The sequence below is a fragment of the Pseudoalteromonas sp. DL2-H2.2 genome (assembly GCF_021532535.1).
GTDB classification, from domain to species: Bacteria; Pseudomonadota; Gammaproteobacteria; order Enterobacterales; family Alteromonadaceae; genus Pseudoalteromonas; species Pseudoalteromonas rubra_A.
In genome coordinates, this window is record NZ_JAKGBD010000004.1 from 199,699 (window position 1) to 221,829 (window position 22,131).

Sequence of the window (22,131 nt, forward strand, 5' to 3'; positions counted from 1 at the left end):
CCTGTAAGGAATATGATGAAAATAGGTTTTTTTCAGTTTGACGTCGCGTTCGCCGAGCCTCAGCAAAACCGTGAGGCAATAAGAGCTGCGCTGACAAGTCATGAGTTTGACCTGATGCTGCTACCTGAGCTGTGCACCACGGGGAGTATTTTCTTCGACCGCCATCAGGTCAGTGAATTGGCCGAAGACCTGTATCATGGGCCATCTTCACAGCTGCTGCAAACCCTGGCCCGGGAAAAGTCGGCATGTATTGTTGCCGGGCTGGCCGAATGCTATGAGGGGCAGCTCTATAACAGTACCTTGCTTGCAGGCCCAGATGGTCTGCTCGGGGTGCATCGCAAAGTGCACCTCGCACCGACAGATCAGTTACGATTTGTGCCTGGTAAGGACTTCTGCGTGTATGACGTCCAGGGGGTCAAAATAGGTGTCCTGTTGTGTTACGACATCTGGTTTGAAGATGGCCTGGCCAGCCTCAAAGAGCAGGGCGTGCAGATCATCCTGAATCCGTCGAACTTTTGCGGAGAAGACAGCCTGGCTGTGATCAAAAAGGCGGCCAAAGACTACGGCGTGTATGTGATCGCAGCCAACCGTTTGGGTATGGATCACGACTGTAATACGGGAGTACGCTTTATTGGCAACAGCCTGATTGTTGACCCGCAAGGCAAAGTCCTGGTGCAGGGAGACGAGTCTCAGCAATTGCGGGTGATTGAACTGGCGTTTTGATCAGGTTCTGGATAATTATGTTTAAACCAGTGCTGTAAAAACTGAATGCATTGCAATACGCTGGCCGGAACGTGATGGCGGGCAGGATAGAGTGCCAGCAGGGTGAGTTGTGGCTTCTTACTGTCTGGCAGAATACTGACTACCTCTTTATTCGCCATTGCTTGTCGGCAGGCAAATTCAGGTAAGATACCAATACCCAATCCAGCTTTAATGGACTCCAGCATAAACAGGACGTTGTTCGCTTTTAGTGTGCCCGAAATCTTCACTCCTTCAGCCAAAGGCCAGATATTTTTTCCTTTAAAGTAGCGGTATTCAAAGCAGTTATGCTGAGCTAAATCCCGCGGGTGGTCAATGGCTGGGTTGGTTGCCAGGTATTGGGGGCTGGCGCAAATATGATAGTCAAAACGGGTTATTTCACGTCCAATGTAATTACTGTCGATGGGTCGGCTGGTGGCGCGCAGACCCAGATCAAACCCTTGCTCAACCAGGTCTATATCTTCATCACCAAGATGAATGTCGAGTTCTATATTCGGGTAGGCTTGCATAAAGTCTGCAAACACTTTCCCCAAATCTGTGATCCCCAGCACCATAGGTAAATTAATTTTTAACTTGCCTTTGGGCGCCTGCTGCGTTGACAGAACAAAGGAATCCGCTTCTTCCAGTTTACTGAGAATATCTCTGGCACGTTGTAAGTAGCCCTCACCGACTTGGGTCAGCTGGAGATGGCGGGTGGTGCGATGGAGCAAGCGCGCACCAAGTTGATCCTCAAGGCGGCTAATCTCTTTGCTGATCATCGATTTTGATGTGTTGAACTGTTCAGCAACCCGAGTAAAGCTGCCAACCTCCGCCAATTTCACAAAGAGTTCAATGGCACGTAGCTTGTTCATTTAAATTATCCTTTGGTGCAGTGGAGCATATCAAATCAAGGATATACTGTTTCTTGTGTGTGAACACTTGGTTTCTTTTGTAGTTATATATCAAACAAAGCACAAGTCATAGACTAACAGGGTTGAACATATCCGCAGCTGAGGAACGCTGAATTCATCTGTATTACACAACAAGAAGGACTATGACTATGTACACCTTATACTACAAGCAAGAAGCCTGCTCACTGGCCGTACACACCGTATTGCGTGAGCTTAGGCAGGATGTGACGCTTATCCGCGCCGACAGTCTCAGAGATTTCTCCGCCGTGAACCCTGGGCTAAAGGTACCTGTATTGATAGATGGCGCCGAAAAGCTGGTTGAGGGGGCTGCGATTATGCTTCATCTTACCAGCAAGCACCCCAGTCGTTTGTTTCCCACAGAGCTGGGGCCCGCTCGCCGCCGTGCAGTGGAGCGCTTGCTGTTCGCCAATGCCACCATGCACCCAGCCTACTCCAAATTGTTTTTTGTTGTGCACGCTACAGAAGAGGGGCCAGTGCGTCAGCAGTTATTTGAGGCGGCCGCAAAGGTGATCAATCAGTTATGGGAGCAGGTTGAATCTCAGTTGCAATCACAGCCATTTCTGGGTGGCCAGCATGCCTGTGTCGCCGATATTTTGCTGGCTGTTTATTCGCGCTGGGGAGCCATCTTTCCTGTCGACATTGTAATTCTCCCTCGCACTACGCGCATGATTGAAGCGGTTACTTGCATGCCAGGTTTTGTTGCAGCCTTACAGGCTGAACAGGCGCAGGGGGCATAATGGATCACGTAGAGATGAAAAGGGATCTGAGCGAGATCCGGGCCATGATGCAGTGTTACTTTATAGGGCTACATGAGGGCGATAGTGAGACATTAAGAAACCTGTTTCACCCCGACTGCTGGCTCAAAGCCCCGGGTTTGAGGCGCACCCGGGATGAATGGCTGAAACTGGTCAGCGACCGCACGTCACCGGCAGAAAACGGCGATGAATTTGTCTATCAGATACTGGCGATAGACTTGCTTGGGCAGCAGGCTATGGTCAAGGTGTTATGCCCGCTATTTGAACATCACTATATCGACTTTCTGGGCCTGCTGAAAGAGCAGGGGCAGTGGCGGATAGTCAACAAAATGTATGCGAATTTACCACACACAGATCAGGAGTAGCTATGCCTTATATCCATATTCAAATCACCGATGAGGGTGTGACCAACGCGCAGAAGCAATCACTGATCAAAGGCGCCACCCAGCTGATGGTTGATGTACTGGGTAAAAATCCACAGACGACCTTTGTGGTCATTGACGAAGTCCCAACTGACAACTGGGGGGTTGGCTTTGAACAGGTCACGGCGCTCAGGCTACGACAAGCACAATAATTACTGCTTATTGGCCTCGTCATACCGAGTACGGGCGGCGCTTATTTCATCGAAGTGATCGTCGGCCCACAAGACCAGTTGCCAGGCGGATTTGGCAAGCCCGCGTCCCAGCTCAGTGAGCTCATATTCGACCTTAACGGGAACCTCAGCATAAACCGTGCGCTTAACATAGCCATCGCGCTCCATATCGCGCAAGGTCTGTGTCAGCATCCGCTGTGATATGCCCTTGATCCGTGACTTCAGGGCGTTGAAACGATCCGGGCCATCGACCAGTGCAAACAGAATTAAAATTGACCATTTGTCGCCTATCTGGGCGACCACATTGCGGATCGGACAGCGCTCGTTTTGCTCAAAGACCCGGCGGGCGGGGCTTGTGTGACTCATAGGATTATTTCCTGACTTTATAGGTTGCTATACTTATTTTAGTGCTTAAATATATATAAGTAACTGAAGAGGTGGAAGCCTTGAATGAAGACAAATAGCGCCGGAGAAATACCATCTGACGACTGAAAAAATAAACCCCACTTTAAAAAGTGGGGTTTATTATCAATCTGAGGCGCTATTGTGCCTTTTCTTCTTTGCTGTGTAGCAGTTTTATGATGGCCTTAAAATTACGCCGTGAGGTTTCGTTTTGCAGAGCCTGACGCAGTATAGGTTTTATACCGTCTTTTTGCTGTTGAGTCGCTAAGGCTTTGATAGCGGCCAGGCGAACGGCGTCGTCCTGATCACTAACCGCCATATTCAGCACGGTATCACTGGTTTTCGCACTCATCTGATAATTCCCCAGGGCACTGAGCAGCGCTTTTTTATTCCGCTCAGGCGACTTGAAGAAGTGCTGTTCCAGGTTTTGATAGGCCGTGTCGGTTTTCATCATGCCCAGCGCACGGATAGAAGCTTTCTCAATACGGGCGCTGTTGTCAGACAGGTGAGCTGCGAGCAATGGCTCATGCTGCGGGTCGCGACTGTTCCCCAATGCGCTCAGCAGATTGGCGGTTTTTCCTTCGCTCTCGCCAAGCGCTATCTGCTCTGTGATAGCCTGGCTAATTTGCGCGGAAGTAGCAGAGGTGTCGCGATTGTTGAGTAAAATGCCCAGTGTCATGTAGAAACTGGATTCAACTTCCGCATCTAACGTGCTAAACCCATTGACCAGCATCTCCAGCAGCATATCCGTGGCTTGCTGTGACAGCGGCGCATTGCCCTGGGTCAGAGCACGCAGTGCACGGAACTGAGTGAGTGGTTGCTTCTCGGCTTGCAACAGACTGCTGAGTAAATGCTGGCTGGTTGCTGAGTCCAGCTGCCCGAGTGCATTAAACAGCCGCATCTGAGCTTTGTCGTTCAGCGTACCAGAGAGCATTAATGGGCCCAGGGTGCCAATCACAGCATCGTATTTTTTTAGCAAAATCGACAGGGTATGAGCATCGATTTGGGTGATGTCCTGGCCTGTGATCAGCTGTTGTAACTCGGCGGCAAGGCGCGCTTTTTCGGCTTCACTGAGTTCAACCTGGGTGCGCTGCCAGCGTGTCAGGTCGTCGTCCAGCTCGTATAAGGGGGTGTTAAAAGTCTGGGCAACACGTGTCAGCGTATAGTTTTGCCGGGAGCCAAAACGCAGGTCGGTCCCGCTCAGCGCCAGCGCTTCATTGCCTTCACGGTGTGCTAAAAAACAGCTATCCGGGGTGATCAGGTGGTCTGAATCGAGCACCTCAATGCGATTAAAGGTGCTCAGCACAGTGCGGTCAAAGTCGCTGTAGTGTTGTTTGACCATTTTTAGTTGCTTATCGGCTTGCTGGTATGCCGGCTGGTATTGTCCAAGCGTATCGGGCTCTTTACTTACCTGACTGATATCACGTTGATATTGCATGTAATAAGCCAGCCCTTTGAGCTTGTCCTGGATCTGCTGATCCAGCTCAGTGGCAAAGTAGAAGTCGCTGATAAGCCCCTTGTCCGTTAATTTAAAGGCAAAAGCATGTTCATAACTGGGCAGCGGAATACGCGTTTTACCCTGAACGGCAGCAACCTGATCGGCCTTGATAGCCCACCAGTTTTTCTCGTCGCCTTTTTTCGCGGCTTTAAGCGACAGTTTGCCCTGCAAGTGCACAGTCGACATTTGCGGGGCACTTTGCAGCTTAATGTAATCAAAGGAAGTCTGGGTTTGGATATCAAACTGGTATTGTGGCTGGCAGAGTGTGCCAGCCATTACCTGAGCGCTTGTCAGCGCCACCCAGGGCGCTGCAAGCAGAGTCAATCGACACAAGGTCATAGTTCGATTTCGTCCTCTTTGGAATATAAAGTCCAGGATTTGTTATACACGCTTGGCGTTTGGTATAGCCACAGGTCGTAACGGTGAGTTTTCTTACCACACGGGTAAGGGATCCCCCACTTTTTACACCACTTTACGCCAATGGTTTCGGCGTATAAACCAAATTTACCTGAGATCACATCCAGGTCGTTCTTCAGTTCAATACCATAATAAATGTGCGGTGCTTTGTTACCAGTTGAGACCAGAGCAAAGCCTGCATTGGACTCCATGGCAAAAGTGTTGTCGATTAAGGTCAAAATCGCCTGGATACCGGCTGAGACCAGGCCCAGGTTCACACCGCCACGACCGAAGGCGCCAAAGTCGACATGGAACAAGTCACCTTCAGCATAAAGTTCTGCGTTGTAGCCGACTGTCAGCTCAAAACCCAGGTTACCGGTAACACCGGCTTCAACACTCATAGGCACCGGACCTATGGTAAAGCGGGCCTGTGCCAGTACTTTTTCTTCTTCCCAGGACTTTTCCCAGGACTTTTCGTACTTAGTGGTGTATTTCTCATCTTCAAACGCAACGTTATTAAAGATGATCATTTCAGACGCGTAGCCGGTGTTTTGGCCACTGATATAAGCGCTGCCATCGTAGGAAATACTGAACAGGGTGTTTTGTGCGTTGAAGAAGTATGCCTCGACCACGCCTTCACCTGCAATGCGCCCGCCCGGATCGCCGGTCGGCACAATAAACAGCTGGCCGCTTAAATCAACGCCAACACTGAACTTAGACTTGTTACCGTAGGATTTATCAAATTCTTTCTCAAGCTTGATATTCGCCAGACCCACTGAATACTGAGCATCACGCTTCGCCAGGCTTTGCTCTGTATCTGTGCTCTCACCAGTAAAGAAGTACAAAGGGATCTCAGTTTCGATCACATTGTTGTCTGTGATGGTTTCTGCATTTTGCGCCAGATCCGTTAAGGTAAAACGAACTTGCAAAGACTGCCCCACAGTTGCGTCATAACCCTGATAAATCTGGCGAAGCAGGGCGTCATCCAGGGCAATGTCAAAACCAATGTGCTCATCGTGCAAGCCGGCAGTAAAGTTATGGGTGAGTTGCGCCTCGTACGCGGTATTTTCGGCATTCCAGAAATGGGTTGCTTGCCAGTTGCCGTTTACCAACACTTCTGCTGTGATAGCGGTACTACCCAGGTTCGAACCTTCGTAATCCGCGCTCAGGTAGCCAACTAAGTCGGAATGATGGTCACTGGTGCCATCGGTATTGTCAGGCACATCCAGGATCAAAGCCTGCTGACCAAACTGTGCATCCAGCAGTTTGTAATCATGGCTTTCTAAGACACGGACATGTACGTCTGCAAATGGAAATTCGCCATCAGCAAAAGGCGCATGATCAACCGATGGATGGTTGTCTTCTTCGACGTCTTCCACATGGTCATCATGAGGGTCAATCTGTGCGATTAAGTGATAGTGGCCACCCAGCAGGGTATCCGGAATGGTGATCTCGGTTTCAAAGCTGTGGCTGCCTTCACTGACCTGAGTCAGCTCCAATGCGCCCACTTTGTGTACTTCTTCAATTTCTGTCTCTTCACCAGTGCTGGTATCCAGCTCGGCGGCATGAACCATATAAAAGTGTACATCAACATCAATGTCTTTAAAGCCGAGGATGTCGACCTCATAGTAAACCTTCACAGCGGTATTTGGCTCTAGTGTTTCAAGCGGACCTGTGGAGACTTTGGTGATGGCAATATTGCTTTGTACTTCGTCGTTACTGCCTAGCTGACAACCAGACAGCATGGTTAGCATCGCACCGGCTAACATGGCACGTGTAAAATGGCGCATTGTATTTCCTACTCTATTCTTACCCAATATTGAGTATATCGCAAAAATATGGAGGAATAATGAGTTTGGACGGGATTACTTTACTCAGCTAGTCGGGAAGTATGAGGTGCCTAGCTTAAATCGCGATAGGCACCTGGGAGCAGTGCTGTTAAAGCATGACGTAGTTAATGCGGCAGCGATTGCCAATTTTGTGGGCGCTATCTGCCGTCTGGATCATAATGGCTTTACCAGAAAGGTGTGCTGCGAGCAGTGTGCTATATACCAGCTGTTTATTGTCTGAAGTATGGGGCAGGAAAAAGCCGCCAGGGCAAATACTAGGGTTGTTTTTCAGACTCACCCAGGCACCATATGTGTCCGAACCTGATACCCAGGTCCTCATATTTGCAATCTCGCCATTGTGATTCGTCATGCCCGCCATTGCGTTGAACATTGTCAGGGCTAACGCAAAGGCAATTGCTTTCTTTAACATAAATAATCCTTTAAATAAGTGTGAATAAAAGATGATTGTACTTTTTTGATGTAATTATCAATGGTGCATCGGTTTTGATTTTAGGTGGTTTTATCAGGCTGATTTCTATAAAAGTCATTGCGCGTTCAGTTTCGTTCTTATACCATCCGCCGCGCTCACTAAGGTGGTGAGCATTACCGCTTTACTATATGGAAATAAAGGGTTTTTATGAAAAAGCTACTCACACTTGCGGCACTCGCCGTTGTTAGTGCCACATCCGCTCACGCTACTGAAACCAAGCAATGGTTTAACAGTGCAACCTATACCGAACAGGATCGCACTTTTGATAACGATGCGTTGATGCTGAGCAGCCGATATTTCTTTGCACCACAGCAGAGTTCAGGTGTTTGGGATGACTATGGTTACCTGGATACCGACAGCAATGTTGGCCTGCGCTACTACAACGATGAGTTTACGAACCGCTTTTCTTTCGCCGGTGAGGGATACTTTAGCAAAGAAGTATTCGTGGTTGGTCAGGTTAGTGACCTGGGTGAAATAGACGACCATTATACTTACGGGGTAGGCTATCTGTATAACGACAAGCTGAAGCTCAGTGTTCGTCGCAATGAATTTGATCTGGGTGCCGACAGCACCTGGTTAAAAGCCGAGTATAATCATCAGCTCAATGACACCGACTATTTAGGTGTCACAATTGATACCGATGATGAAATGGACAACTACACGGTATCTGGCCGCTACTTTATGCACCTGGACGCAGAGCGCTACATCAGCGTTGATGTATCCCACCATGAGGTCGATTTAGGTTCCACTGATTTCTCGTATAACAATGCTCTGGTTAACTTCTACTTTAACCGCAACATTGCCGTGGGCGTGGGCTCTTATGACTCTGATTTAGCACTGGAAGGTAAGTACTTCTTTAACGACAGCTACTACCTAAGAGCGCAATACATAGATCGTGATGCCGGTGAAGAAACCAGCTTGCAGTTTGTGGCTCAGTTCTAACTTACCTGTGTGAAATTTAGGGTTGCAGTGCATCTTGCAACCCTATGTTTTTACTCTCCATCTGGTTTAAAGGCCAGCAGATCTCCGGGCTGACAATCTAAGTAGTGGCAGATCTGTGCCAGCGTTTCAAAGCGCACCCCTTTCACCTTACCGCGTTTTAGCAAAGACAAGTTGGCTTCGGTGATCCCAATGGCTTTGGCGAGTTCTTTGGATGACACTTTGCGCATTGCCATCACCACATCTAAGTTGACAACAATTTCCATGGCTTAAATAAACTCCTTGTTTTCATCTTCTATCTCTTTTGCTGCTTTTAGCAGGTAGGCCACCACAGCAAATAGTCCGAGCGTCATAAGTTCACCAAAGGGGATTTTCAGTACCACCTGATTGGAGTGGTAGAGCGTGTGATACCAATAATCCAGTGAAAAAGTCAGGCCAGACGAATAGAGTACCAAGGCAATTTTGGTCCAGATAAAGCCCTGATAGCAGATATAACAGCTGTGATGGAAAAACTGCCCGTTGCTAAAGAGTTTCAGGAGCCGAATGATCCAGTACACATTCAATAGCATGCCCGCCAGCAATGGCACACTCAGACCAAACAACACGCCATTGCTTGCCTGTTCACTTTGCCAAAGTAAATCAAATGATTCGCCTTCGACATAGCGCACCTGTCCATTGATAGCCAGCTGATATGCGAGAAACGAAAATACGATGCCACTGATCCCCAATACCGCTGCACGAAAGGTGCCGCACCAGCGCTGAATTTTGTCTGTCGATTTGACCATAAAGCTCTCTTCTTTCGATGTTGTTATTGATACCAATCATATCACACAGAAACTAATTTCTGTAAAAATAAAATAAATTATCGTTTTACAATAATAAAAGTTCGTGTAATGATGTTCTCAACAAATGGAAGGAGTGACATGATGAAGAATAAAAAACAATTAACCAGACTGAAAGTAAGTGTTGCCTTAAGTGCTATTCTTAGCACAGCTATGCTGTCGGGGTGTGCGCAAAGCACTGCACAACAGGGTGTACAAGCGGGTGCGCAACCCGCTATGCAGCAAAGCGCATTGGTTCAGGCTCCGGCTTTTGTCGATGTCGCAAGCTTGTTCGGCGGTAGCGATAAAAGTGCAGTAACACTCTCTCCCGATGGCAAATGGATTGCGTTCTTGAAAATGCACAATGGCGCACACAATTTGTTTTTAGTTGCAGCCGATACGCCGGATGCAACGCCTATTGCTGTAACGACCCTGACGGATTCAGTTGACAGCTTTATCTGGTCAGCACGCAAAAATGAGATCATTTTTAGCAAAGACCATCACGGCAATGAGAATCGCCAGCTATATAAACTAGCGTTAAACAGCCAAAACCCGGCAAGCAGTGCAATGACCCGCCTAACACATAATGACAAGGTGGATTACAAATTGCTGGAGCAGTCGCAGCACGATGCCAGTACATTGGTCGTGGCAGCAAACCACCTTGTTGCAGCGCGCAAGGACTTCTTCCATCTGGCGATGGACACAGGTCACCTTGAGCGGACTCAGATCAATGACCTCAACCTGAATGATGCTCACCTTAACAGCACAGGCACGGTTATCCTTGGCGTAGGCATGAATGACGATAATTCCCGCAGCTTGTATCAGTTTGACGGAAAGGCGTGGCAAAGCGTGCTGAGAACACAAAGTGCTGAATTTCTGGATATTATCAGCTTTGATGAAGCGACCAATACGGCCTACATCGCGGCCAGTATTGAGGGGCGAGATAAGCTGGAGCTGCTGCGGATCAATCTGACAGACAAAACGATTGTGACTGAGCACAGGGATCCATTGGGAGAGTCTGATCTTCATCATGTGGTATTCGATGGGCAAGGGCAGCTTCTGATAGCGTCCTATTACGGAGGGAGACTGCGTAATTACGCTATGACAGACGAGGCGGCCAAGGCATTGGCGCACATTGAAAGCTACTTCACTGAAGACGTTGAAATTAAAGTGGAAGAAGTGAATAAAGAAGGGCAGTGGATGGTGACTGTGTCCTATGCAGACAGACCGGATGAGAAGTATACCTATTCGCCGGCTCAGAACACCCTGACAGGGATGCTCAATGACGTACCTGAGTTTGACCCTGCACTGCTGGGAGACAGAAAGTCGATTACCTATACGGCCTCTGATGGCGTTGAAATTCAGGCTTATCTGACTTTGCCCAAACATGTTAAAAAGAATTTGCCAACCATAGTACTGCCGCATGGTGGGCCCTGGGTACGCGATCACTGGGGTTACAGCAGCGATTACTTTGTGCCCGTAGCCCACTATTTTGCTAACCGTGGTTATGCCGTATTACAACCTAACTTTCGCGGCTCACTCGGGTTTGGCAAGCGCTTTGTTCAGCTGGCCGAGAAAAACTGGGGCACAGGCACAATGCAACAGGACCTGACTGATGGCGTCAACTATTTGGTCGAGCAGGGCATTGCTGATAAACAGCGCGTTGGTATTATGGGGGGCTCTTATGGCGGCTATGCAGCACTGGCTGGTGCAACCTTTACCCCGGATGTGTATAAAGCGGTGGTTTCTTATTGTGGCCCGTCCAGCTTGATCACTTTGATGGAGTCTTTCCCTGCGCATTTCCGCCCTTATCTGGGTACCTGGTATATGTCAGTGGGAGATCCTGAAGTGGCGCAGGACAGAGTCGATATGCACGCACGCTCACCGATTAACTTTGTGGACCAAATCAAGGCACCTTTGATGCTGCTGCAAGGGGCAAACGACCCCCGCGTGACACAGAGTGAGTCGGACAATATTGCCCGAGCTCTGGCTGCCAAAAATCATCCTCTTGACTATCTTCTGGCAAAGGATGAAGGACATGGTTTCTTGAAACCAGATAATAAACTGGCCTCGATTGTGGCGATGGAGCAGTTCTTTGCCAAGCACCTGGGGGGCAGCGCATCGAAGCAGGTTGACCCGGCTATCACAGCACATCTAGAGACTTTACGTGTTAATCTGGATAAACTCTAAGTGATAAAAAGCAGCACGGTGGATATACCGTGCTGCTTTCTTATTTACTGCTATGATGCTGTGGTTGTCTGATGTTGAACGGCCGCAGTTTTGACTTTTTTACCATTCAATAAGACCCCCAGCCAGGTGTGCCTGACCAGCAGCTGGTAGCTCACCAGGCCCAGTGCCATGGTCGCAGAGATGGCAATGAGCACTTTAAGCCAGGGCGACAGGGCCGTATTGCTCAGCGGGAACTGGATATACATTAATACCGGTACATGGATGAGGTAGATCCAGTAAGAAGCATCCGATATATATTTGTTCAGTTGGCTGAATCGATTGAGCCACTTATAGCCTGCTAAAAAGGCAACCCCGGTCCAGCTGACAATCGCAATCGACTGAGCGATAACAACGTAAATATCGATGTGATCGGGGGTTGTGACGCCGGTGTTGGCCGCTCGGATCACTGCGTCTAAAGAAGGCGGGAGTGGCATCAGATAAAAATAAGGCACTAACGACAGGCACGCCACTATCAGCAAAGGCGTAAAATAACGGGCATACTGCACTACTTGGGTATGATGGTGATAAAGCCCGGCACCGATCAAAAATAACACACCGTAAAAGCCATAGGACCACAACTGTGGGTAAAGCTTATCCGGCGCCGGGAACGGCACCAGCTGATGATACAGGGCCACGGTAAGCAAAATGGGTAAAGCGACAAGCAAAAAAGCGGGCCTTACCACCATAGCTAATATCGACTGATACAGGCTGGTGTGTTTTTGCAGCAGCCAGAACAGCAAACAGAACTGGGTCAGATTCCACAAAAACCATAAGTGCATCGTTGAGATAACCGGCTCTTTGACAGCCTCAAAAACGCTAAACAGGGCGGGGCTTTCATGCATGATGTCTGCTCCCCAGCCGAGCGCATGGAACAGCACCAGCATGGTCAAGGGGTAGAACAGCACAAATGGCAGCAATACTCGCTTAAGCCGGTTGGTCACAAAGCCATTACCACCGCGTTTACTGATCAACAGCGCAGCACAAAATCCGGCAATAGCAAAAAACAATGGCATTCTGAATAAGTGTGACCAGATAGCAAAGTAATCGAAGGCAACGTGATTTGTCGAGTCGGCAGTAAACCAGATGTTTGAGAAGTAAGGTCCGTAGGCCAGCGCGGCATGAAATACCACACCCAGTAAAAGGGCCAGGCTACGCAGATTGTCTATATAATGAAAACGAGGAGAAGTGTGCATAACGTTTATCCTTAAAAACTGCCACTGTGAACAGATTAACATCAATTGTCTTGAGCGCATACCTATATAGGAACACGATGTGGCTGAAAGTTATCTACCCTGGCACAACTGCCAGTCTGTCATCCTTACAACATTCTTTGCAATATCGCCCGGCCAGCAAGCTGGTGCTTTATCACAGCCAGAATATGTAGTGTCACTATCACCAGCAGCAATATATTGCTGATCAGGTGGAGCTGGGCAAACCAATCCAGCACCTGGGCGTCTGAAAGTAGGGGTGGCACTAAAATCCAGCCAAAGATGCTAAACGGGTGCTTCATCATCAGCACGCCCGAGCACAGTACAAGGGCGGTGAGCAGGTAAATGGCAACATGTGCGGTGCTTGCCAGCTGAACCTGATGCGGCTTGAGCGTAATAATCTGAGCTGGGGGCGGACACAATACCCTGTGCACCACACGCCAGATAAATACCGGGCAATAGACAAAGGTTAAAGCGACATTAAACCGACTGAGCGTGGTTTTTGTCGGGTTGTCCAGCTCAAATACCGTCATATAAAAGCCCGACAATAACGCCCACAGGATCACGCTGGCTGAGATCCAGTGCAAGGCACGCGCTGTGCAATCAAACTTTGCGGCATCGGTCGGGTGAGTCATAACAAGTGTCCTTTTTTTAATCACACTACTTTGCTGACAGTTAAAGCGGGGTTAACGTTTGGGCAAGGCGCCATTACTACATCACGAGCGCCTTCTGTCGGCACGGTCATCCATTTCGTACTAAAGTTTAGAAGGTCTGCGCATTAATCTGAGATGTCTGAAAATGAAAAAAACTAATCAACAACGATCGAATGCTATCTCTGAAGCGAGCTTTGAGCCGCTGTGCCTGACTCGGGGGGTAAACATCTCATGACCGGTTATTTTATTCAGGCTTTTATCTATCTGGCCGCGGCCGTCGTGATGGTGCCGCTGGCAAAACGGTTAGGGTTAGGGTCGGTACTAGGTTATCTGATAGCCGGGGTTTTGATTGGCCCTGTGGCAGGTATGGTAGGCAAGGAAACCGCGACAATTCAGCATTTTGCAGAATTCGGCGTCGTAATGATGTTGTTCCTGGTGGGGCTGGAGCTGCACCCTCAGATGCTCTGGAAAATGCGTCACCGGTTGTTAGGGCTTGGCGGGTTACAGGTAGTGGTGAGTGCACTCTTGCTGGCACTTATTGCCTGGCTTTTAGACCAGCCTTTGTCAGTTGCGCTCGCAATCGGCCTGGTGTTCTCCTTGTCGTCTACGGCGATTGTGCTGCAAACATTAAACGAAAAAGGACTGACAAAAACCGAGGGTGGACAAAATGCATTTTCTGTTTTACTGATGCAGGATATTGCGGTTATTCCCATACTGGCCTTTATTCCCATGCTGGCCTTGCCCGAGTTAGTGGAAGCGGCCCGGGATATGCAAACCACCGCGCAGCACCACGAATCTCTGAGCCTGGTTGCCGGTTTGCCAACCTGGGCTTATGCGGGTGCCATTTTTGCCAGTATCGCCGGCGTGGTCGTGGTTGGCCATTATCTGAGCCGTCCCTTGTTCCATTACGTTGCTAACTCCGGACTTAGGGAGATATTCGTTGCAACGGCTTTGTTGCTCGTCATTGGTATCGCGACCTTGATGAGCCTGGTTGGGCTTTCTCCAGCTCTGGGGACTTTTCTGGCCGGGGTGGTGCTGGCTAACAGCGAGTTCCGTCATGAGCTTGAATCCAATATTGAGCCCTTTAAAGGCCTGTTGCTGGGATTGTTTTTTATTACGGTAGGGGCGGGCATTAACTTCACTATACTGTCTGAGCACGTCCTCTTGATCCTGGCGCTGACACTCACTGTGATGCTGGTTAAAGCCGCTGTGCTGTGGGTTCTGGCTATGTTGTTTAAAATCCGCAACAGTGACCGCTGGCTGTTTGCTTTGAGTCTGTCTCAGGCCGGTGAATTTGGTTTTGTGCTGTTAAGTTATGCGCTGCAAAATCATGTCATCCCACCCGAAACAGCGAGCTTGCTGCAACTGGTTGTGGCCCTGTCGATGTTTCTGACACCGACCTTGTTTATTCTTTACGACAAAGTGATTTTGCCGCGATATCAGTACACAAGCAATCAGCAGGCTTTCGATGATATTGATGAACAAGGACAGGTGATCATTGCGGGTATTGGTCGTTTCGGTCAGATTGTCAATCGTTTGCTGATAGCCAATGGCGTCCATACCGTGGTGATGGATCTGGATGCAACTCAGGTTGAATCAATGCGCCGAATACAGGTTAAGGCCTACTTTGGTGATGCCACCCGGCCGGAGTTGTTGCACACTGCCGGAATTGAACAAGCGGCACTGCTGGTTGTTGCCATTGATGACCGGGAAAGCGCGAAGGTACTGGTACAGGCCGTTAAGCAGAGCCACCCCGGCGTAAAAGTACTGGCCAGAGCATTCGACAGGGGCCACCATTATGAACTGAAACACGCTGGTGCCGATGTGATTGTCAGTGAAACCTATCATTCTGCGCTGCACCTGGGTGCCCAGGCTCTCTCCTGTTTGGGCTTTGCCCCTGAGATCGCCGAGCAGAAAAAACGTGCCTTTCGCGAAACTGAAAAAGCAGCCTCCGAGCAGCTCTATGATACCTGGCAACATGGTAGCGAAGGTCAGCAATATGATCATGACTATCGTAAGCTGTTTATTCAGACTGAAGAGGCCATCAGAGCAGCCATGCAGGCTGATAAAGCGGGTGAGCAAAGCCAGGATGACGTCACTAAACAAGGCTAAGTGAGTAAGTCGGCTTGTGGTACTGGTGCAGAGGGCGCCAGACCTGATATGCTACGCGCTTTTAGCGACAACCGAGTACAAAACATGATTGACGATAAAGAACTGATCAGCACACTGGACGAACTGGAAGCCTTTTTGAGACTGGTAGAGACTGGCGGGCTGGGCCTGAACAACGCTGCGGGTGTGGCACTGGCAACCAATAACAGCAATGGTCGCCCCTTCGTGGCAGTACTGGACGATAATCATCAGCTGATCCTGGGCCGCTGGGTGACTCAGGAAGTATTCGATAACGGCAAAGATCTGGTCCGTCAGGGGCCGAATAAAGCGCACTAAAATTCGACGTCTGAGCAGGTACGCAGGGTGGATCTGTGTGCCCAAAGTCTTGGTGTGATAATGCCTCTGGCTACAGAGTTTACATCATTCTGAGCCAGGCCCTGACGCTGCTCCCAAGCACCTAACTTAAAGCGATACACCGCTTTATTGGTGCATATCAGTCATTAAGGTAAATGGCTTTCTTCCAGCTGGAAAAAGGCCACCTGGTCGGTCAATACCCGGGCCTGATCCTCCATGGTTTTACCCGACCTGGAGGTGGTCTCGACCAAAGAGACGTTTTGCTGGGTAATACCATCCATCTGCGCTATGGTTGAGCAAACGGCCGCGATACCGGATGCCTGCTCTTTGCTGGCATCGTCAATGTTGGCAACCATTTCGCTGACCTGCGAGATTGACTGGGTCAGTTCGTCGAAGGTGGTGCCAGAATCATAGACCAGTTTGCTGCCTTCGGTGACAGCATCCACACTGTTTTTGATCAAGTCTTTGATCTCTTTTGCCGCACTGGCACTGCGCTGCGCCAGGTTACGCACCTCGCTGGCCACCACCGCAAACCCTCTGCCAGCTTCACCGGCCCTTGCGGCTTCAACGGATGCATTGAGTGCCAGCAGATTGGTCTGAAAGGCAATTTCATCTATCACCCCCACAATATCAGCGATTTTGCGACTGTAGTCTTCAATGTTGCCAACGGCACTGATGGCATCTTCGATGGTGTGCTTACCACTGAGCGCTTTTTCGCGCACTATGGCTGCGCGTTCAGACGCTGTGGTTGCGCTGATCGCATTGTTTTTAACTGTGGCCGTTAATTGCTCCATTGTGGCGGCCGTTTCTTCCAGGCTGGCTGCCTGGCTTTCCACCCGACTATTGAGCTCATCATTATTAGAGGCTATCTGCCTGGCTATCTCGAACACCTGTGCCGCGCCATTATTGATGGTCTGAACCAGCTCGCTGAGCTTATCAAACAGGCCATTCATTGCCTGCGTTAACACAGAGAAATCGGCGCCCAGATCTGCGTTGATACGGTGGGTTAAATCGCCTTGTTCCAGGGCAAAAATGGCCTCCTGAATATGCTGAACGGCTTGTTTCTGGGCCGTTATATCCGTAGCGTATTTAACGACTTTGACTGGCCGGCCATGCTGGTCGAGAATGGGGTTATAGGTTGCCTGGATCCACACTTCCTGGCCACTTTTGGCAATGCGCATATATTGCCCCGCATCGAACTGGCCGCGATTCAGCTGCGCCCAGAATTGTTGATATTCGTCGCTTTGTGCCTGCTCTTCGGTGGCAAAGATACGGTGATGCTGGCCTTTGACTTCATCGAGCGTATAGCCCATGGTGGTCAGAAATAATTCGTTAGCCCACAATATGGTGCCATCCATTGCAAACTCAATCACCGCCTGCGACTTGTGGATGGCCTGTACCTGGCCTTCCAGATCGGCCGCGATTTCCTTCTGGCGTGTAATGTCCATGGCATATTTGACCACTTTAAGCGGGTTGCCTTCATCATCGCGGATCAGGTTGTAGGTTGCACTGATCCAGATTGGTTTGGCATTTTTGCCTAGACGAAAAAATTCACCAGAGTGGAAATGGCCGTTTTTCAGGTCAGCCCAGAACTGCTGATATTCGTCGCTTTGCGCATATTTGGACTCGACGAAGATCCTGTGATGTTGGCCGACAATTTCTGCTTTGCTGTATCCCATGGCGGCAAGGAAGTTGTCGTTGGCATCTAAAATGTTGCCCTCTAAGTCGAATTGGATCACGGCGCCTGAGCGGTTAATTGCGTCTATCTGCCCTTGCGCTTCAAAGGCTTTGAGTTTTTCCGCGCTGATATCCGAGGCAAACTTCATGATCTTACAGAGTCGCCCATGCTCATCAAAAAGTGGTGTATAGTGCGCCTGGATCCACACCGCCTCGCCATGTTTGTTGATGCGTTTAAACTCCCCGGACTGCAACTCGCCACGGCCCAGCGCCTGCCAGAATGCGGCGTATTCATTACTGGCTGCCTCTTCGGCGGTGACAAATAAGCGGTGATGCTGACCCTGGATCTCGTCAAGCTGATAGCCCATCACATCGAGAAAATTCTGGTTTGCGGTCACTATGGTGCCATCGAGGGTAAACTCAATCACAGCCTGAGCCTGCTGTATGCCTTTAATCTGGCTGTGCAGATTGAGCAAAGTCTGGTGTTGTTTCGACATGTCACAGGCTAATAACACCACTTTTGCGATACGCTGCTCGGCGTCGCGCACTGGCACCAGCCAGGCATGCAACCAGAATGACATGTGTTCATTGCTTTGCCATTGTAAGTCACACTCAACGGCCTGGCCTGCACTGAGCGTGTCCCAGCTGGCTGCACTCAATTGCTCATTAGTGATAAATTGCTGGCACTTCTGGTTAATCACCTGCTCTTTTGCTGTCCCGACTAGGGCTAAAAACGCCTCATTGGCACTGAGCACAGTGCCTTGCAGGTCCAGCTCAAGCTGAGCCTGCGCGTTGGACAGCGACTGTGTGGTGAGTTTGCTATCCAGCAGCGGACGGTACTGGGCTGTCACGTCCTGAAGTATGGCAAAGCACTGCGCATGGTCTGTCGGACAGATCTGCACGGAGACATAATACAGCGTGCCCTCGGTATTGTGCATGGCGCAGATCTGCGCGCCATCTTGCTGGGCGTTTTGCAGTGCTGCATGCAGTATTTGGTAGTCGCGTTTGTTATTGCACAGCGACGCCAGTGTTTTTGGCGCTGCGCTGTGAGAAAAAGCCAGCATGCTTAAAAAGGCCTGGCTGGTGGCGGTGATATCACCTTGCCTGTCTAACTTTAGCCAGGGTAAGGTCTGCGGTAGGGTAACTTGTGGTTCAGTTTTTTTTGTGCCGGAAAAGCCGAAGAGCGCCATATCACATCCTAGTAAGTTGTCATTTAACACTAAAACTATAGACAAGGAATAACCGCCCCCCAAAGATTGCAGCGCAGAAAGTGTTGCCAAGGGGCCGCCAAAGGGCAAGCGGCCCCGAAATATCGGTATCAGGTGTCGCTTTCGTTAACCAAAATGACCTTACGGTGCGGGAAGGGGATCTCTATATTGGCGTCATCCAGGGCCTTTTTAACCTGCTCAGGCACCGAATACAGTACGTCAAAATAATGCGCGCCATCGCAAAATGGCCTGACCAGAAAGTCCACAGAGCTGTTGTTCAGCGATTCTACTTCAACAAAAGGCGCAGGCTCGGACAAAATATGGGGATGAGCCTGTAACACAGAGAGGATCACGGCTTTAGCATCATCAATGCTTTCGTCGTAGGCAATGCCAAAGCGCATATCAACACCGCGAACCGCATGGTGAGAGTGATTCACTATTTTGCTGCCCCAGATGTGACTGTTGGGGATCACAATTTGCTGGTTATCAAAGGTCTGCAATATCGTGGTAAACATGTCGATTTCAGTCACTTTGCCAAACTGATCTGCGGTGTCGATAAAGTCATTGACTTTGTAAGGCCTGAAAATCAATAACATGACGCCAGCTGCGAGGTTAGACAAAGTACCCTGTAAGGCCAGCCCCACGGCCAGTCCGGCAGCGCCGAGCAGGGCGATGATTGAGGCGGTTTGCACGCCAAAGCGGTTGAGTACCGCGATACCGACAAAAGCCAGCACGGTATATTTGGCAACACTGCCAAAAAACTTAAACAAGGTATCATCCAGTTTGTCGTAGCGGTTCGCCACAGAAACAACGGCCTTGTAGGCTTTGCCCGCCAGCCAGACCCCAATAAGCAGAATTAACAGAGCCAGCACCAGATTGGTAGCCCAGTCAACGGCAACGGGTAAATATTGATTTATATCGATTTCTTCCAGAAAGCTGTCCATACACCGACCTCGGTTAAAGGTTAAAAGAGTTGCAGAGCGTGTGCAGTGATGCGCTTAAAAGTTAGTTGCACAGAGGAGATAGTTCAACCTCAATGCAAGCTAAACAGGAAGTCGATGCAGGTGGCACTGAGGCCACCTGGCTGTTGAGTATCAGATAAGTCCCATAATCACACCGGCCAGCATAAAGGTGGCGACCAGCCAGACTATGTGTAGCTTAAGGTGTTTAAGCAGGTAAAAACCGACCAGCACCAGTGCAATATCCTGCGCACTGGTGACTGCGCTGGTAAATACCGGCTGATACAGAGCGGCAACCAGCAGACCAACCACGGCGGCATTGACACCGCTCAGGGCACCCGCCACAGCAGGACGGCTGGCGAGCAGTTGCCAGTTTTTTAGCACCCCCAGCAGCAGTAAGAAGCCGGGTAAAAATACAGCCAGGGTTGCAATCAAGGCGCCTGCGATGGGGTTTGCCGGCATCAATGCATAGCCCAGATAAGTGGCAAACGTAAACATCGGGCCGGGCACAGCCTGAGCGGCGGCGTAACCGGTCAAAAAGGTATCCTGAGAGAGGCTGTCACCGACAATATTTTGCAGCAGTGGCAGCACCACATGACCGCCACCGAACACTAAGCTGCCGGCCTGATAAAAATCATTAAACAGGGCGGTGGAAGGGCTCAGGTGGGCAACAAATGGCAGGGCTATAAATAACCCAACAAAGATCAGTAACGGCAGCCAGCTTGCTTTAAACGCCGTGCTGTCTGGGTTCGGCTGCGCTTGTCCCTTCAGATAAAGTACGCCAATCAGCGCCGCCAACAACAGCACCGCCATTTGGCTGGCAATGCCAGGCAACAGCAGCAAGGCGATAGCCGTTCCCAGACACAGGCTGACGGTAAGGCGGCTTTGGCAAAAGTTTTTGTACATCCCCCAGGCAGCATCGGCGACAACCACAATAGCCAGTAATTTCAGCCCATGCACCAGGTTTTGAAAGACACTGGTGTCGGTTACCTGACTGGCCATCAGGGCAAGGGCCACCATGATAATGACTGAGGGTAAGGTAAAGCCGACAAAGGCTGCACAAGCGCCGCCCAGCCCTCCGCGCTTATAGCCGAGGGCAAATCCAACCTGGCTCGACCCGGGGCCGGGTAAAAACTGGCTCAGCGCCACCAGTTGGGCATAGTCTGCGTCATCCAGCCACTTGCGCTTTTCCACAAAGGTTTGCCGAAAATAGCCGATGTGCGCAGCCGGGCCGCCAAAGCTAATCCAGCCCAGCAAAAAGAAGGTTTTAAAAATAGCAAACATAGTATCGGTGCTCTGTTATCACGACTGCCGCTAGGGTAAAAAATGACGTAGAATGATTCAAATTAATAGTTTTGATTGTAACTATGAATAATATGGGATTTACGTAATGCGCTTTGATGATGTGCCGTGGCGGCAGATAGATTTAAACTTACTGGTGGCCTTTGCCTATTTGTATCGTTGTCGCAGTGTCAGTGTGGCGGCCGAGCAGGCGTGTGTCAGTCAGTCAGCAATGAGCCATTCGTTGGCGCGACTTCGCCGGTTACTGGACGATGTGCTGTTTGAGCGTAAAGGGCATATCATGGAACCCACCGATTACGCAAACCAGGTCGCGCCTGTGATAGAGCAGCTGCTGGATATGGTGTCGGACAATTTGCTGCATACGCCACAGTTTGTTCCTGGTGAGTACCAGGGAGTGTGTCGCATTGGCCTGACAGATTATGCCGAGCTGAACTTCGCTCCATTGATTTACGACCGTATTCGCGCCGAGGCACCCCATGCCCAGGTCAGCTTCGTGAATGTGAATCGCAGCAACTATATGGCGCTGAGCGAACAGGAAAAGCTGGACCTGGTGATTGGCAGTATCACAGAGCCGGGACAAGCCTTTGAGCGCCAGGTGCTGTATACCGAGCGCCATGTTTGCCTGGCCGATCCGGGCGTATTTGCCGCAGAGATCCCCCTGAGTCTGGCCACTTTCGCTCAGATCGAACATGCGCTGGTGAGCCCGGACGGTCGACTCACTACTCAGGTGGATCAGTTACTTGCCAGCACCGGGTTGACGCGTCGGGTCACGGTTGCAAGTCGTAACTTCCTGACGATACAGCGCCTGCTCATTGGGCGACGTCTGGTGGCCATAGTGCCGTTAAAAATGGCCCAGCTGGCATGCGATGAGGCTGGCCTGACATACTTTGCACCACCACTGCCGGTGCCGGATTTTGATATTGCCATGCTGTGGCTGAGTAAGCGCAGCACGGATGATAAAAATAGTTGGCTCAGAACCCTGGTACAGGGTGCGATGTCTGAGCCTGTGCAAGTGGCTGAGCGCTAGCCGCTAGCAGTAA

At 50.0% G+C, this 22,131-nt stretch carries 21 protein-coding genes; 9 read left to right on the plus strand and 12 right to left on the minus strand.

The window, feature by feature from the left end; translation table 11 throughout:
* The first annotated feature begins 15 nt into the window (after positions 1–15).
* Positions 16–723, plus strand: coding sequence for a nitrilase-related carbon-nitrogen hydrolase (locus L1285_RS08995; protein WP_235412031.1), 708 nt, complete (start codon positions 16–18; stop codon positions 721–723).
* On the opposite strand, the gene L1285_RS09000 is transcribed toward L1285_RS08995, so the two are convergent.
* Positions 690–1,610 (minus strand): LysR family transcriptional regulator, encoded by a 921-nt coding sequence (locus L1285_RS09000; RefSeq protein WP_235412032.1) that lies wholly within the window; start codon positions 1,608–1,610, stop codon positions 690–692. The genes L1285_RS08995 and L1285_RS09000 overlap by 34 nt on opposite strands.
* A 188-nt stretch (positions 1,611–1,798) precedes the next feature.
* Between L1285_RS09000 and L1285_RS09005 the strand changes: the two genes are divergently transcribed.
* The 3 genes from L1285_RS09005 to L1285_RS09015 are packed head-to-tail and all read left to right on the plus strand — an operon-like array spanning position 1,799 to position 2,999.
* Complete coding sequence (locus L1285_RS09005; RefSeq protein WP_235412033.1) at positions 1,799–2,407, plus strand: glutathione S-transferase family protein; 609 nt, start codon at positions 1,799–1,801, stop codon at positions 2,405–2,407.
* The gene (locus tag L1285_RS09010) at positions 2,407–2,790 is read left to right on the plus strand and encodes a nuclear transport factor 2 family protein (RefSeq protein WP_235412034.1); all 384 of its coding nucleotides are present in this window, start codon (positions 2,407–2,409) and stop codon (positions 2,788–2,790) included. The genes L1285_RS09005 and L1285_RS09010 overlap by 1 nt, the downstream gene beginning before the upstream one ends.
* Positions 2,791–2,792: 2 nt before the next feature.
* A complete protein-coding gene (locus L1285_RS09015; protein WP_235412035.1) occupies positions 2,793–2,999 on the plus strand; it encodes a tautomerase family protein in 207 nt (68 codons plus the stop codon).
* On the opposite strand, the gene L1285_RS09020 is transcribed toward L1285_RS09015, so the two are convergent.
* The 4 genes from L1285_RS09020 to L1285_RS09035 form a co-directional block, all read right to left on the minus strand.
* Positions 3,000–3,383, minus strand: coding sequence for a winged helix-turn-helix transcriptional regulator (locus tag L1285_RS09020; protein WP_235412036.1), 384 nt, complete (start codon positions 3,381–3,383; stop codon positions 3,000–3,002). It lies immediately after the preceding gene.
* A gap of 175 nt (positions 3,384–3,558) precedes the next feature.
* On the minus strand, positions 3,559–5,256 hold the full coding sequence (locus L1285_RS09025; protein WP_235412037.1) for a HEAT repeat domain-containing protein: 1,698 nt from the start codon (positions 5,254–5,256) through the stop codon (positions 3,559–3,561).
* Positions 5,253–7,103: a hypothetical protein gene (locus L1285_RS09030; RefSeq protein WP_235412038.1), complete on the minus strand. Its 1,851-nt coding sequence runs from the start codon at positions 7,101–7,103 to the stop codon at positions 5,253–5,255. The genes L1285_RS09025 and L1285_RS09030 overlap by 4 nt, the downstream gene beginning before the upstream one ends.
* Positions 7,104–7,251: 148 nt before the next feature.
* Positions 7,252–7,572, minus strand: a complete 321-nt coding sequence (locus L1285_RS09035; protein WP_235412039.1) for a hypothetical protein — start codon at positions 7,570–7,572, stop codon at positions 7,252–7,254.
* A gap of 207 nt (positions 7,573–7,779) precedes the next feature.
* Here L1285_RS09035 and L1285_RS09040 point away from each other — a divergent pair, with 207 nt between their 5' ends.
* Entirely contained in the window at positions 7,780–8,574 is a 795-nt protein-coding gene (locus tag L1285_RS09040; protein ID WP_235412040.1) for a putative porin, read from the plus strand.
* A 50-nt stretch (positions 8,575–8,624) separates the two neighbouring features.
* Here L1285_RS09040 and L1285_RS09045 read toward each other — a convergent pair whose 3' ends face one another.
* Together L1285_RS09045 and L1285_RS09050 are read right to left on the minus strand one after the other, a co-directional pair.
* A complete protein-coding gene (locus tag L1285_RS09045; protein WP_046003591.1) occupies positions 8,625–8,837 on the minus strand; it encodes a helix-turn-helix domain-containing protein in 213 nt (70 codons plus the stop codon).
* Between the two features lie 3 nt (positions 8,838–8,840).
* Positions 8,841–9,356 carry a hypothetical protein gene (locus L1285_RS09050; protein ID WP_235412041.1) on the minus strand — a complete coding sequence of 172 codons (516 nt, stop codon included), beginning with the start codon at positions 9,354–9,356 and terminating at the stop codon, positions 8,841–8,843.
* Positions 9,357–9,494: 138 nt separating this feature from the next.
* Between L1285_RS09050 and L1285_RS09055 the strand changes: the two genes are divergently transcribed.
* Entirely contained in the window at positions 9,495–11,582 is a 2,088-nt protein-coding gene (locus L1285_RS09055) for a S9 family peptidase (protein ID WP_235412042.1), read from the plus strand.
* A gap of 50 nt (positions 11,583–11,632) precedes the next feature.
* Here L1285_RS09055 and L1285_RS09060 read toward each other — a convergent pair whose 3' ends face one another.
* A complete protein-coding gene (locus tag L1285_RS09060; protein WP_235412044.1) occupies positions 11,633–12,814 on the minus strand; it encodes an acyltransferase family protein in 1,182 nt (393 codons plus the stop codon).
* A 125-nt stretch (positions 12,815–12,939) separates the two neighbouring features.
* Positions 12,940–13,464: a cytochrome b gene (locus L1285_RS09065; RefSeq protein ID WP_235412046.1), complete on the minus strand. Its 525-nt coding sequence runs from the start codon at positions 13,462–13,464 to the stop codon at positions 12,940–12,942.
* Positions 13,465–13,713: 249 nt separating this feature from the next.
* On the opposite strand from L1285_RS09065, the gene L1285_RS09070 reads away from it, so the two are divergent.
* Together L1285_RS09070 and L1285_RS09075 are read left to right on the plus strand one after the other, a co-directional pair.
* Positions 13,714–15,594 (plus strand): monovalent cation:proton antiporter-2 (CPA2) family protein, encoded by a 1,881-nt coding sequence (locus L1285_RS09070; protein WP_235412048.1) that lies wholly within the window; start codon positions 13,714–13,716, stop codon positions 15,592–15,594.
* Positions 15,595–15,678: 84 nt separating this feature from the next.
* The gene (locus L1285_RS09075) at positions 15,679–15,927 is read left to right on the plus strand and encodes a hypothetical protein (RefSeq protein WP_046003699.1); all 249 of its coding nucleotides are present in this window, start codon (positions 15,679–15,681) and stop codon (positions 15,925–15,927) included.
* A gap of 164 nt (positions 15,928–16,091) precedes the next feature.
* On the opposite strand, the gene L1285_RS09080 is transcribed toward L1285_RS09075, so the two are convergent.
* The 3 genes from L1285_RS09080 to chrA all read right to left on the minus strand — a co-directional run bounded on the left by L1285_RS09080 (position 16,092) and on the right by chrA (position 21,073).
* The gene (locus L1285_RS09080) at positions 16,092–18,812 is read right to left on the minus strand and encodes a methyl-accepting chemotaxis protein (RefSeq protein ID WP_235412049.1); all 2,721 of its coding nucleotides are present in this window, start codon (positions 18,810–18,812) and stop codon (positions 16,092–16,094) included.
* A 128-nt stretch (positions 18,813–18,940) separates the two neighbouring features.
* Positions 18,941–19,774: a mechanosensitive ion channel family protein gene (locus L1285_RS09085; RefSeq protein WP_125779564.1), complete on the minus strand. Its 834-nt coding sequence runs from the start codon at positions 19,772–19,774 to the stop codon at positions 18,941–18,943.
* Between the two features lie 150 nt (positions 19,775–19,924).
* On the minus strand, positions 19,925–21,073 hold the full coding sequence (chrA, locus tag L1285_RS09090; RefSeq protein WP_235412051.1) for a chromate efflux transporter: 1,149 nt from the start codon (positions 21,071–21,073) through the stop codon (positions 19,925–19,927).
* 106 nt (positions 21,074–21,179) lie between these two features.
* Between chrA and L1285_RS09095 the strand changes: the two genes are divergently transcribed.
* A complete protein-coding gene (locus L1285_RS09095; RefSeq protein ID WP_235412053.1) occupies positions 21,180–22,118 on the plus strand; it encodes a LysR family transcriptional regulator in 939 nt (312 codons plus the stop codon).
* Positions 22,119–22,131: the final 13 nt, after the last annotated feature.